Origin of the sequence: Sphingopyxis sp. Root154, from assembly GCF_001427105.1 — a bacterium.
Lineage (GTDB): Bacteria > Pseudomonadota > Alphaproteobacteria > Sphingomonadales > Sphingomonadaceae > Sphingopyxis.
This window is the reverse complement of sequence record NZ_LMGI01000001.1, coordinates 282,878-295,637: the sequence shown is the minus strand read 5'-3', so window position 1 is coordinate 295,637 and position 12,760 is coordinate 282,878. Positions and strand designations below refer to the sequence as shown.

Sequence of the window (12,760 nt, the reverse complement as noted above, 5' to 3'; positions counted from 1 at the left end):
GTCCCGTTCGGCGGGGCTCGGGCAACGGCATTGCACCCTCGCCCATAGATGCTAAGATGCAGGCGCGGACGCGCCTATGTTTCGTGCGTCCAACTTTTGAAACGGGTCTCGCTGGACCGCCGTCGCGTTTGATGCTGATCGGTGACCTGCCGGCCCGGTGGGGACGGCATGGCTTCATTGCACAGTTTTCGCCGCGAACTTCGCCGGATGGATCACGGGCGTGTCCTCTTGGGCACGGACGTCGGCCAGATCTGCGAAAATGTCGCGTCGGCGCTCGCGCCCCACCAGATGGAGCTGCGCGGACGCACGCTGCCCGAAAAGGCCGCGATGAGCCGCTTGCGCGTCGGAGATCTCGATCTTGTCAAGCTGCGCTACGGGTCGGACGTCGCGATCTGGCCCGAGCCGTCGAACGAGTTTCTTTTGCTGCAGTTCGTGCTGTCGGGACGCGTCGAGGTTGAGCATGAGGGCACGCTAACCGTCGGGAACGAGGGGCAGGGGCTCATCATAGAAGCGCTCGATCATCGTCACCTCCGCTTGTCGGCCGATTGCGAGCAGCTGATCATCCCCGTGCGCCGATCGACGATTTCACGCGCGATCGAGGTTCTCACCGGTCGGCCCGCTCCGGCCCGCTACGGTTTTGACCAGAGCTTCGACCTCGGTCAGCCGTCGGGTGCCTCGCTGCTCTGCCTTGCCCGCTACTTGCTCCTTTGCCCGCCCGGTATCGCTTCGTCGGGCTCGCCGATCGGCACCCTGGCGGCCGATCTTCTCGCAAATCACCTGATCCTCGCGCATCGCGGTGCCGGTTCGCTCGAACCGAAGAGCGCCGCCGCGCCCTATCCTGTGGTGAGGGCCGAGAAATATATGCGCGAAAACTATGCCTTGCCGATCTCCATCAACGACCTGGCCAGCCACGCGGGCGTCAGCCCGCGGACCTTGTCGTCGGCGTTTCGCCGCTTTCGCGGGGTCAGCCCGATGGAACGGCTGCGCGAACTTCGCCTCGAGCAGGTGCGTGCCTCGCTGAGCGACGGCAGCGCCGTGACGGTCGCGCATGCCGCGGCGATGGCCGGCTTTCCACACGCGGGGCGCTTTTCGGAAATTTATCGGCAGCACTTCGGCGAAAGCCCGAACGTCACCCTGGCCAAGGCGCGAACGAACTGAAGGGTTCGCGGCGGACGACCGGACCCCGAAGCCCGGCGCCTTTGACAACCGCGTCCGTCTTAATCGTCCAGATTGGCATGCATCCGATTGAGCAGGTCCAGAAGCTTGTTGAATTCGGGCTCTTCGATGTCGGCGATGAGCTTGCGGTAGACCGGCGCTGCCGCCTCGCGTGCGTTCACCGTTTTGGCCCGGCCCAGCGGCGATAGCGAGACTTCGGTGACCCGCGCATCCTGGCGACTCGGTGCCGCGCGAACGAACCCCGCGGCCTCCATCCGCTGGACGATGCGCGTCATTGTCGACAGCGGAATGACCGCCGCGGTGGCGATATCGCGAACGCTCCGCGGCGACGCTTCGCCGAGGATCATCAGAACGCGCCAGCTCGGAATGTCGAGGCCGAGCTTCTGCAATTCGCGCCCGATGACCTTGTTGTAGCGCCCGACCAGCCGGTTGAGCAGGTAAAAGGGATATTGGGCCACCTGGAATGCGGGGGTCCCCGGGTCGGCCAAGATTCGGTTGTCCAAGTCGATCATCCTTCGGCGCCGCCCCATATCGTCAACACCCGCGCCACGCAACGCGCTTCGGATATTGGTTGCATCTGCACGTAAATTGCGGCAGGTTGATAATTGCTCCCGGCGCGACGGAGCAGACTGTGGTTCGCGGTGCCGGGGCTAAGGAGGAGAGGGAAGGTGGCCGAACGTTCGTTCAAGAAAGAGGTCGAGAAGCTCCGCCTCGGCAATGGCGAAATCTTCGAAGGCGAGGGGATCCTTGCCGTGACAAAGGCGCTGTTGCAATCGGGTGTCGCCTATGTCGGCGGATATCAGGGCAGCCCGATCAGTCACTTGATGGACGTGTTTTCCGACGCCGACCCACTCTTGCGCGAACTGGGCGTCCATTTCGAATCCAATGCAAGCGAAGCTTCGGCCGCGGCCATGCTCGCGGCATCGGTCAACTATCCGCTGCGTGGCGCGGTGGCCTGGAAGTCGGTCGTCGGCACCAATGTCGCATCCGACGCGCTGTCGAACATTGCCTCGGGCGGTGTGACCGGCGGCACGCTGATCATCATCGGCGAAGATTATGGCGAGGGATCGTCGATCATGCAGGAGCGCACCCACGCCTTTGCGATGAAATCGCAGATGTGGCTGCTCGATCCGCGTCCGAACCTTACCAGCATTGTCGATATGGTGGAAAAGGGCTTTGCGCTGTCAGAGGCGTCGAATACGCCGGTGATGCTCGAAATGCGCGTCCGCGCCTGCCACATGACGGGCGAATTCGTCGCCAAGGACAATCGTCGTCCGCCGCTGACGGTGGGCGAGGCCGCACAAAACCCGGTGCGCGACGTCGATCGGATCGTGCTTCCGCCCGCCAACTTCCTGCACGAGCATGAGAAGATCGAGAAGCGCTGGCCGGCGGGCATCCGCTTCATTGCCGAGAATCATTTCAACGAATGGTTCGGGCCCGAAACCGACGATATCGGCATCATCGTTCAGGGGGGGCTCTATAATTCGCTCAACCGGGCGCTCGAAATCGCGGGTTTGTCGGATGCCTATGGCGCCAGCCGCGTGCCGATTTACTGCCTCAACGCCGTCTACCCGCTTATCCCCGACGAGGTGCGCTCCTTCTGTGCCGGCAAGACCGCGGTGCTCGTCGTCGAGGAAGGGCAGCCCGAGTTCATGGAGCATGAGCTCAATACGATGATGCGCCGCGCCGATCTGCAGACGCGAATTGTCGGCAAAGACATCCTGCCGCGCGCTGGCGAATATTCGGCGCAGGTTCTCTATGACGGCGTTGTCGAATTTCTGCGGCAATGGGCGCCGGCCCGCGTACCGGCCGGCATGGCGGTTCTTCCGCCCGAACCCGAACTGGCTGGGCAGGTCCCCCCCCGGCCGGCGGGGTTCTGCACCGGTTGCCCCGAACGCCCGATCTTTTCGGCGATGAAGCTGGTCCAGGAAGAGCTCGGCGATTTTCACGTTTCGGCCGACATCGGCTGCCATCTTTTTTCGATCCTGCCGCCGTTCCATATTGGCAACACGACGATGGGTTATGGGCTGGGCACCGCGGGCGCATCGGCGTTCAAGCCGTCCGAAGGGGCAGGCGCGAAGCGCGCGATCGCCATGATGGGCGATGGCGGCTTCTGGCACAACGGCCTGACGTCGGGTATCGGAAATGCCGTGTTCAACCAGGACGACAATGTCACGATCATTGTCGATAACGGCTATTCGGCGGCGACCGGGGGGCAGGATGTCCTTTCTTCGCAGGCCGAAAATGCGACGCGCACGACGAACAATCCGATCGAAAAGGCGCTTCGCGGTCTGGGGATCACCTGGGCACGCACATTGACGCGAACCTATGACGTGACGCGGATGCGCGACACGCTGCGCGAGGCGCTGACCAGCCCAGAACGCGGGCCAAAGGTGATCGTCGCCCAGTCGGAATGCATGCTCAACAAACAGCGCCGCATCAAGCCGCTGATGGCCAAGGCCGTGTCCGAAGGCAAGCGCGTCGTGCGCGAGCGTTTTGGTGTCGATCCGGAAACCTGCACCGGCGATCATGCCTGCATCCGTTTGTCGGGTTGTCCGTCCTTGTCGATCCGCGCGAATCCCGATCCGCTACGCGAGGATCCCGTCACGCATATCGATAACAGCTGCGTCGGATGCGGCAATTGCGGTGAAGTCGCGCATGCCGCCATCCTGTGCCCGTCCTTTTACAAGGCCAGCATCACCGCCAATCCGGGGCGTTGGGAAAAAATTGGCCGCCGTTGGCGCGCCGCGCTGATCGGATGGTCGCAGTCGCGTCATGCCCGAGCGCTTGCGGCGAGGTCGTTCTGATGACACAGAATATCGAAAGCGGCCGTGACCGCATCACCGTCGCGATCCTCGCACTCGGCGGCCAGGGCGGCGGCGTGCTGGCCGACTGGATCATCCATCTGGCGAACAGCAACGGCTATATCGCGCAGGGCACGTCGGTGCCCGGGGTTGCCCAGCGCACCGGATCGACGGTCTATTATATCGAGATGATCCGGCGATCGGCCGCGTCGTCGAACGCGCCGCCGCCCGTGCTGGCGATGATGCCGATGCCGGGCGATGTCGACATCGTGCTCGCCGCCGAACTCGCCGAGGCGGGGCGTGCAATCCTGCGGGGCTTTGTAACGGAGGATCGGACGACGCTGATCGGATCGACGCACCGCGTCTATGCCATCTCCGAAAAATCGGCGCTAGCCGATGGTACGGCGTCGAGTCAGCGCATCCGCGAAGCGGCCGAGCGGCGCGCGAAGCGCTTTATCGGATTCGACATGGAAGAGGCGTCGGTCCGCGCGCGAAGTGTCATCAGTTCGGTTTTGTTCGGTGCGCTCGCGGGCTCGCAAGCGCTTCCGTTCGACCGTGAGATGTTCGAAGAAGCGATCCGTCACGGCGGCAAGGCGGTCGCGTCGAATTTGAAGGGCTTCAGCGACGGAGCCGATCTGGCCCGGACCCGCCGCGAGGAAATCGAGATTGCGTCGGCGCCCCCCGCGCCGACGACCGAGAGTGGCCGGGCGCTTGCCGACCGTATTGCGCGGGACTTTGATCCGGCGCTGCATGCGACATTGTTATACGGTGTCGCAAAGCTGATGGATTATCAGGACCGGGCTTATGCCAATCTCTATCTCGACCGCGCCGCGACGGTGGCGGTGCTCGACGATGGCCGCGACGGTCGCAAGCTGAGCGTCGAGGCCGCACGCTACCTCGCGCTCTGGATGGGCTATGAAGATACGATCCGCGTCGCCGATCTCAAGATCCGGCAAACGCGCCTGCAGCGCGTCGAGCAAGAAGTGCAGTTGAAGGATGATCAGACGCTGCGCGTCACCGAATATATGCATCCGCGATTGCAGGAAGTGTGCGAAACCATGCCGGCTGCGATCGGTCGGGCCATTCTGGCGCGCCCGCGTCTGCGGGCCTGGTTAGAGCCTTTTTTCCGCAAGGGGCGCCATGTCGAGACGACCGGCCTGCGCTGGCATGTCGCGTTGCGTCTGCTCGCATCGATGCGCGGGATTCGCCGGTCCACGCTGCGCTATCGGGACGAACAGCAACGGATCGAGGAATGGCTCGGCCTCGTGCGCGCGACCGCGCTGACCGACAGCGCCGCGGCTGCGGAGATCGCGATGCTGCCCAAGCTCATCAAGGGCTATAGCGATACGTTCGAGCGCGGTTTGGCCCGCTACCAGCGTATATCTGCTGCGGTTCCAGCGGTGCTGCGCGCGCCCGAGGCCTCGGACCGCATCGCCGCGCTGCGCGCTGCGGCGCTTGCCGACGACAAGGGGCGGGCGCTCGACACCCTGCTGGCGGCCGAAGCCTGAGAGCTTCAGCCGCCCGCGGGGCGAGGCCGGCCGCGATCAGCTGGGGATCAGCGCGAGGACGCGCAGTGGGCTTCCCGATCCGTCGCGAATTTTGAGCGGCGGACAGATCAGGATCGTCCCCGTTGCCGGCAGGCGGTCGAGATTTTCAAGGCATTGCAGTCCCATCCGGCCCGCACCGTGAAGCAGCGTGTGCGCCGGGTAGGCGGGGTCGAGCAAATGGGCCTGTCCGGCGTCGGTTCCGATGGTTTCGGTGCCGAAACCGCGAATCCCGCGGTCGAGCAGATAACGGATCGCATCGGCCGCCGGCCCCGGCGTATGCGCGCCGTCCGGCTGCCGGTTGGTGTAGGCATCGCCGGTATTTTTCGACCAGTCGCTACGGAAAAGTACCCAGGAGCCTTCCGGGATCGCACCATGCTCGGCTTCCCACGAACGGATATGTTCGCTCGTCAGCAGGAAATCGGGATTGTCCCGGCACTCGCGGGAGAAATCGAGCACGACCGCGGCGGCAACGAAATTCCCGACTTCGACCCGATCGACGCTATTGTCCGCAAGATCCTTGCCGGTCACCCAGTGAACCGGCGCGTCGAAATGCGTCCCGGTGTGCTCGCCGACGGTGAAATTGTTCCAGTGCCAGGCGACGCCGCGCTCGTCGTAGCGCGAAATCTCTTCGCGGCTGAACGCCGCGGTCTGGCCAAAGGGTTCGGGTAGGATGAGCAGCGGCGTGTCTTCCGACAACATCTGCGTAAGATCGACGATCTGAACCGACCCCGTCGCGAGGGCGGAGGCAAGAGCGGACAGGCATTGTGCACCGGACATGATAATTCTCCCAAATTCTGATCGCGCCAAAACTATCGGATAAACGTGCATATGCAAGTAAAATTGCCTGCACAGCTTTTGTTTTTGCAGCACGCGGACCGCGCGAACGCGAAGCAGGCCGTTCCGCGCCCGGTCCGCGTGGGCGCCGGGGTGCGCGTCAGCGCGCCGCGGCTTTCCGGGGGCCGGCGCTGCCCTTAGACAGCGTTGTGTCCTGCCCCCGCGCCCCCGCCCGCGGGGACATCGCTTGCATTGCTCCGAATATTTGTTTAGGCTTAAAACAAATTGGAGAGCATGAAATGCGCATTGCCTGTCTGGGTGGCGGTCCCGCCGGATTCTACTTCGCGATCTCGATGAAAATCAAAAACCCGGATCATGAAATCCACGTGTACGAACGCAATCCCGAGGGCGTGACGTTCGGTTGGGGCGTGGTCTTTTCGGACCAGACGCTGGCGAACCTGACCGCGAACGATCCCGTCAGCGCCGACACGATCGCGGCGAGCTTCGCGCATTGGGACGACATCGAAGTCAATGTGTCGGGGGAGGCGGTCGTTTCCTCGGGCCATGGTTTCATCGGCATCGGCCGCAAGCGGCTCCTCCAGATATTGCAGCATCGCGCGGCCGAGCTCGGCGTCGTTTCGCATTTCGAATCCGAGTTCGGCACCGACCTTGCTCGCTTTGCGGATTTCGACCTCGTCGTCGTCGCCGACGGCGTCAACAGCCAGATCCGAACCGCGAACGAAGAAGCGTTCGGCGTCGATATCCAGACGCGCCGCAACAAATTCTGCTGGCTCGGGACGACGCGGCTTTTCGATGCCTTCGGTTTCCTGTTCGAAAAGACCGATGCCGGCTGGGTGTGGGCGCACGCCTATCGGTTCGACGAAACCCACTCGACCTTCATCGTCGAATGCTCGCCCGAGACATGGGAAGGGCTGGGTTTCGACAAGATGGAGCAGGCCGAGTCGATCGCACTTTGCGAGCGCATCTTCGCCCGGCATCTCGGCGGTCATTCGCTCATCTCCAACGCGACGCACCTTCGCGGCTCGGCGGCCTGGATCAATTTTCGCCGGGTGCTGTGCGAGCGCTGGTCGTTCGATAATGTCGTCCTGCTCGGTGACGCGGCGCACACGGCGCACTTCTCGATCGGATCGGGCACCAAGCTCGCCCTCGAGGATGCGATCAAGCTCGCTGACGTCCTCGGCCGGGAGGGCCTGTCAGACCGCACCGCGCTGGGCGACGCGCTCGCCGAATATCGCGCCGAGCGTCAGCTCGAAGTCCTCAAAATCCAGAACAGCGCGCGAAATTCGACCGAATGGTTCGAAACGCTCGATCGCTATCTCGGCTTCGAGCTGCCGCAATTCGCCTATTCGCTGATGACGCGCAGCCAGCGCGTGAGTCACGAAAATCTGCGATTGCGCGACCGCGACTGGCTCGAAGACCTGGAGCATTGGTTTGCCGCCCGCGAGGCCGCGGAGGATCGGGCGGCGCCACCGATGTTCGTGCCGCTGCAGCTGCGCGAGCTGCGCCTGCAAAACCGCGTCGTCGTGCCGCCGATGCTGACCTACTCGGCGAATACCGACGGGTGCGCCAATGATTTCCACATGGTCCACTACGGCGCCCTCGCGCTCGGCGGCGCGGGACTGGTCTGCACCGAGATGCTCGCGGTGTCGCCCGAAGGCCGGGCGACCGATCACTGTCCGGGACTTTACGACGACGCGCACGTCGCGCGATGGCAGGCGTTCAACGCGTTTGTACGCCGCAGCGGTCGCGCGCGAACCTGCGCGCAGCTCGGCCATGCCGGTCCGCGCGCGAGTTGCCGCGTACCCGGCGAAGGCTCCGACATGCCGCTCCATGCGCCCTGGCCGATCCTTTCGGCATCGGCGCACGCCTGGAGGGAGGGCGGTCTCGCTCCGTCCGAGGCGAGCGAGAGCGACCTGCAGCGCATCTGCGACGACTTCGTCGCCGCGACCCGGCGTGCGGAGGCGGCGGGGTTCGACATGCTTGAGGTCCATGCCGGTCATGGTTTCCTCCTCTCGAGCTTCATCACCCCCGTCATGAACCGACGGCGCGACGCTTTCGGCGGCACGCTGGAAAACAGGCTGCGTTTCCCGCTGCGGGTCGTCGAAGCGGTCCGCGCTGCCTGGCCCGGCGACAAGCCGCTAGCCGTCCGGATATCGGCGAACGACTGGATGGGCGAGAAGGGCATTCAGCCATCGGACGCGGTCGAGATCGCGCGGCGGCTGAAGGCGGCCGGGGTCGACCTGATCGATGTGTCGGCGGGTGAAACGGCTCCCGGCGCCCGGCCGGTCTATGGCCGGATGTTCCAGACGCCCTTCGCGGACCAGATTCGCAACGAAGCGCATGTTCCGGTGATTGCCGTCGGCAATATCTCCGATGCCGACCAGGTTAATTCGATCCTGATGGCCGGCCGGGCCGACCTCGTCGCGATCGGCCGCCCGCATCTTGTCGACCCGGCATGGACGCAGCGCGCCGCGGCGGCGGCGGGTTACGAGCGTCAATCGGTGTACCCCGCTTATGTCTTTGGCCAGCAGCAGGCGCTTCGCACGGCACAGCAGCAGGCCGAGGCCGGCCGCGCATGACGCCCGACACGCCATAAACGGTTTCGCCCGCGAGAAGAATCATTATGGGAATCGGCATGGAAAACCGAGAACAATCATCAGCAAGTCCCGCGGCCGATCCCGCGACCACGCGCGAGCTCCGGATCTGGGTGCGCCTGCTAAGCTGTGCGCGGATCGTCGAAAAACGGCTGCGGCGCAATTTCCAGGAGCAATTTGGAACGACGCTGCCGCGATTCGACGTGATGGCCGCGATCGAACGGGCCCCCGAGGGTCTGAACATGGGGGCACTGTCGCGGGCGCTGCTCGTATCGAACGGAAATGTGACATCGATCGTGCGGCAGCTCGTCGATCAGGGCCTGATAACTTACAAGCCCGATCCGCAGGATGGCCGCTCCGCCATCGTTGCCTTCACCGAAACCGGGCGGTCGCATTTTAGCGAACTGGCACTCGCGCATCGCCAATGGGTGCACGAGGCGCTCGATGAGTTTCCGGCTGAAATGCAGGAGCAATTGCTGGCCTTGCTGGTCGATCTCCGTACGCAGCTTTTAAAGGATGACCCGATTTGAGTTTCGAGACAAGCGCACAGGTCCGCTTCGCGGACGTGGATCCGGCCGGGATCGTTTTTTATCCCCGCTACTTCGAGATGCTCAACGCCGCGGTCGAGGACTGGTTCGCAAAGCGTCTCGGGCTGCCGTTCGGGATCATGCACCGCGAATGTCACATGGGCGTTCCGACCGTCAGCCTTGCGGTGACCTTCCTGCATCCGAGCCAGCTCGACGAGCAGCTGGCGATTTCGCTTTCCCCCCGGGACATCGGCAGGAGCAGTTGCACGCTTGACGTCCTCTTCACCGCCGAGGGACGCGACCGGCTGAAGGCCGAGGTCGTTCTCGTTTGCATGGACCTGAAATTGATGCGCTCGATGCCGTGGCCTGCCGACGTGCGCGCGCAAATGGAAGCCGACCAGCTGCCGGCGTAGCGGGCCCGCTCGGGCCTTCCCGGCTGCGGACAAAGCGTTCGCATTTTGACACGAAATCGGCCGTCACATGAGGTGCCTGGGGCCACATCGGGTGTCTGCCGCGACATGGCGGCATCGCCGCAGCCGCGGGCTGCAGCCGCGGTTTGCGCCAAACCGGCGCCGGCGTCGCCGGCCCGGTCCGGTTAACGCGAAGGCTTTCGGCGGATGGGGCGTCGCCGGCCGCGTACCGCGCGCGACCAGGGAAGCCGTGGAGCGCGTGCAAACCGGATGACCGTAACGGGCGGGATCTGTAGCCCTGGCGCGCCAATGCTGCCGCCGCCCCGGGTGGCGGCGGCAGCCGTTCGGCGAACTAGTGCCGGACGGAGATTTGCAGCGCGACTGTGCGCGGCGTCTCGGATGACGCGAGATAAGCCCCGGCGATACCGGGAAACAGGCCCGTGCCATAGTTGGGAACGCGCTTGTCGGACAGGTTGCGGCCGATCAGCGCAACCTCGATCCCGCTCGGCTTGTGCTCGACGCCGAGACGAAGTCCGACCTTCACATAGGTGCTGGTCTTGGGAACCGTCGAGTTGAGCGCATCCTGAAAGTAGAAACCGGAACGAAGTTCGGCATTCGCATTGGCCGAGAATTTCAGCTCGTCGCTGAGCTGCGTGTCGTAGTTGATCGCCGCGATGCCGCTCCATTTCGGGGCGCGGACGAGTTCGCGCCGTTCGTTCGCGGCCGGTTGCTTGTTGATCGCATCGGCATAGGTTCCGTTCAGCGAGAAGCTGAGCTCGTCGAGCGGGCGCCACATCGCCTCGAATTCGACGCCGCGCGAGCGAATGTCGATATTCTTGACGATGAAGGAGGTGCCGCTGAACAAGGAGGTCTGGAAATTATCGACGTCGACATTGAAGAGCGCGACGTTCAGATGCGTTGCCGAAGCGCGCCCGATCTTGATGCCGATTTCCGCCGTTTTCGCGATTTCGTCGTCATATTCGGCCGTGCTGCTGCCGTCCGGCCGCAAGAGGGTCGGGTTGTTCGGAGCGTTGGCGAAACCGCCGGTCTTGCTGCCCTTGCCGTAGGATGCATAGAGGATCGCATTGTCCGAAATATCATATTTGGCGCTTACCGCGGCGTCGAGATAGTCCTGCGAACGCGAAAGCGAGACAGGCGCGAACGGCTGATAGATGGCGGTGATAAGATTGCCGTTGCGGATGATGTCGCGCGCATAATCGGCGTCGCGATCCTCGGTCGTGTAACGCACCGAGCCGGTCAGCACGAACCGGTCGCTGATTTTCGCGTCCAACGACGCGAAACCCGACCAGTCGACGGTTTTCTGGCGGAAGCGGGTGCGCTCCGCGCCGACGATGGGGCTAGGGGCGACGGCGTCGAACCCGACGTCGAAATTGTAGATGTTGTGGTAATAGAGACCACCCGCCATCAGGCTGAAAATACCGATCTCGGGCGTGCTCATGCGCAGCTCTTGCGTGAAGGTCCGGTCGCCGGCCCGATCCGCGAAGAAGATGACCGGCGAATTGATGACGGCATTATTGTTGTTGAGGAGCGAACCCGTGCTCTTGAAATAGCTGGTGATCGAAGTGAACTCGAACCCGCTGTCCGGGGTGTAGTTCAGCGTCGAGACCACCCGGTGCGAGGCGTTTTTGGCGAAGGTGTCGGGGAAACCCGGGCGTGGGGTCGCGCGGGTGCGGTCGTTGAAAGCAGCGGTGAAATTGGGATCGCCCGCCGCTGCCGCATAGGCGGCAACGCGCCCTTGGGTATCGCCGGCCACATAGAGAACCTGGCCTTCGGATTCGTAGGTCTCATGCTGGTACGACGTGTTCCAGTCGAGCGTGGACGTTGGTTGCCAGCGGACGCTGACGCGGCCGGCCCATGTCGCGACTTTCGGGCTTTCCTTGCCCGTCAGGTCATTCTTCACCCAGCCTTCGAGATCGGTGACGCGGCCCGCGACCCTGACAGCGAATTTGTCGGAAAGCGGAATGTTCACCATCGCATCGAGCGTGTCGTCTCCAAGCGCGAATTCGTGCGAATAGGAGGCGTTGAAACCGAAGTCGAACGCCGGCTTGTTGGTGTTCATCGCGATCGCGCCGATGGTCGTGTTCTTGCCGAGAACCGCCGACTGGCTGCCCTTGATGACCTGGATATCGGAGACATCGAACAGCGAAGAGGCATAATCGCGTCCACGCGCCGTGAAGACCCCGTCGACGAACAGGGCAACCGACTGATCGAACGACTGGTTCGAGGCGTTCGATCCGATGCCGCGGATCGATGCCACCGCAAGCGCTCCCGGCGCCGACTGGATGATGACCCCGGGGGTGATCGCCGGCAGATCGAGCGCGGAGGTGATGTTGGTCCTGGCGATCAGGTCGCCCGAGACGATGGCAACCGTCGCCGGCGTGTCCTGCGCCGACAGATTGCGCTTGAGCGCGGTAACGGTGATTTCCTCATCTGCGCCCGCAACGTCCTCGGCGCCATTCGCTTCGGCACCATTGTCGGTCTGCGCATGGGCTAGGGTGCTGAAGAGCGCCGACGCCAGGAGCGCGCCTCGCGCCGCGTTGGTCAATCGTCTCGGCTCATTCTTGCTGAAATTCTTCATGCTAATCCTCCTCATCAGATCCCGCGATCGCGCATCGGCGATGTCGCCGGACGCCCCTGGTTTCGGCCTTGTTCCTCCGGCCGGTATTTTGTTGGTCGGTCTCGCCGACGTGCAAACATGTGAGAGCCACATGTCAGCGAGAGAAGTTTTAACCTTAAAATAAATTCGCGACAATCGGTTCCCTGTCCGCTTCGGGCAGTCATTATCCGCTTCGGGCAAGGAAAATGAGGCGCCGGATCGAGGCCGCGCCGAGCGATTGACCACCTCCTGCGCCGTTTGCGAGCTACCCTGCGAAAAAGTTCATGATA

General features: G+C 63.6%; 9 protein-coding genes. 6 read left to right on the top strand and 3 right to left on the bottom strand.

What is annotated here, in order from left to right; all coding sequences use genetic code 11:
- Positions 1-228 precede the first annotated feature (228 nt).
- The gene (locus ASD73_RS01285; RefSeq protein ID WP_162256166.1) at positions 229-1,158 is read left to right on the top strand and encodes an AraC family transcriptional regulator; all 930 of its coding nucleotides are present in this window, start codon (positions 229-231) and stop codon (positions 1,156-1,158) included.
- Between the two features lie 59 nt (positions 1,159-1,217).
- Here the strand turns inward: ASD73_RS01285 and ASD73_RS01280 are convergent, their stop codons facing one another.
- On the bottom strand, positions 1,218-1,688 hold the full coding sequence (locus tag ASD73_RS01280; protein WP_235534056.1) for a MarR family winged helix-turn-helix transcriptional regulator: 471 nt from the start codon (positions 1,686-1,688) through the stop codon (positions 1,218-1,220).
- 156 nt (positions 1,689-1,844) lie between these two features.
- Between ASD73_RS01280 and ASD73_RS01275 the strand changes: the two genes are divergently transcribed.
- Together ASD73_RS01275 and ASD73_RS01270 are read left to right on the top strand one after the other, a co-directional pair.
- Complete coding sequence (locus tag ASD73_RS01275; RefSeq protein WP_056369838.1) at positions 1,845-3,983, top strand: indolepyruvate ferredoxin oxidoreductase subunit alpha; 2,139 nt, start codon at positions 1,845-1,847, stop codon at positions 3,981-3,983.
- Positions 3,983-5,488, top strand: coding sequence for an indolepyruvate oxidoreductase subunit beta family protein (locus ASD73_RS01270; protein WP_056370463.1), 1,506 nt, complete (start codon positions 3,983-3,985; stop codon positions 5,486-5,488). Before ASD73_RS01275 ends, ASD73_RS01270 begins: the two co-directional genes overlap by 1 nt.
- 36 nt (positions 5,489-5,524) lie before the next feature.
- On the opposite strand, the gene ASD73_RS01265 is transcribed toward ASD73_RS01270, so the two are convergent.
- Complete coding sequence (locus ASD73_RS01265; protein WP_056369840.1) at positions 5,525-6,304, bottom strand: cyclase family protein; 780 nt, start codon at positions 6,302-6,304, stop codon at positions 5,525-5,527.
- Between the two features lie 296 nt (positions 6,305-6,600).
- Here ASD73_RS01265 and ASD73_RS01260 point away from each other — a divergent pair, with 296 nt between their 5' ends.
- Genes ASD73_RS01260 through ASD73_RS01250 form a run of 3 tightly spaced genes read left to right on the top strand, consistent with a single transcriptional unit; the run spans position 6,601 to position 9,856 of the window.
- Positions 6,601-8,901: a bifunctional salicylyl-CoA 5-hydroxylase/oxidoreductase gene (locus ASD73_RS01260; protein WP_056369841.1), complete on the top strand. Its 2,301-nt coding sequence runs from the start codon at positions 6,601-6,603 to the stop codon at positions 8,899-8,901.
- 44 nt (positions 8,902-8,945) lie between these two features.
- Positions 8,946-9,446 carry a MarR family winged helix-turn-helix transcriptional regulator gene (locus ASD73_RS01255; protein ID WP_235534052.1) on the top strand — a complete coding sequence of 167 codons (501 nt, stop codon included), beginning with the start codon at positions 8,946-8,948 and terminating at the stop codon, positions 9,444-9,446.
- Positions 9,443-9,856, top strand: coding sequence for an acyl-CoA thioesterase (locus tag ASD73_RS01250; protein ID WP_056369843.1), 414 nt, complete (start codon positions 9,443-9,445; stop codon positions 9,854-9,856). Before ASD73_RS01255 ends, ASD73_RS01250 begins: the two co-directional genes overlap by 4 nt.
- A 349-nt stretch (positions 9,857-10,205) precedes the next feature.
- Here ASD73_RS01250 and ASD73_RS01245 read toward each other — a convergent pair whose 3' ends face one another.
- Positions 10,206-12,452, bottom strand: coding sequence for a TonB-dependent receptor (locus tag ASD73_RS01245; protein ID WP_056369845.1), 2,247 nt, complete (start codon positions 12,450-12,452; stop codon positions 10,206-10,208).
- Positions 12,453-12,760: the final 308 nt, after the last annotated feature.

Coding starts and splice junctions, on each gene's coding strand:
- ASD73_RS01270 (WP_056370463.1), top strand. CDS start 3,983: ATGACACAGAATATCGAAAGCGGCCGTGACCGCATCACCGTCGCGATC.
- ASD73_RS01245 (WP_056369845.1), bottom strand. CDS start 12,452: ATGAAGAATTTCAGCAAGAATGAGCCGAGACGATTGACCAACGCGGCG.
- ASD73_RS01280 (WP_235534056.1), bottom strand. CDS start 1,688: ATGATCGACTTGGACAACCGAATCTTGGCCGACCCGGGGACCCCCGCA.
- ASD73_RS01265 (WP_056369840.1), bottom strand. CDS start 6,304: ATGTCCGGTGCACAATGCCTGTCCGCTCTTGCCTCCGCCCTCGCGACG.
- ASD73_RS01255 (WP_235534052.1), top strand. CDS start 8,946: ATGGGAATCGGCATGGAAAACCGAGAACAATCATCAGCAAGTCCCGCG.
- ASD73_RS01260 (WP_056369841.1), top strand. CDS start 6,601: ATGCGCATTGCCTGTCTGGGTGGCGGTCCCGCCGGATTCTACTTCGCG.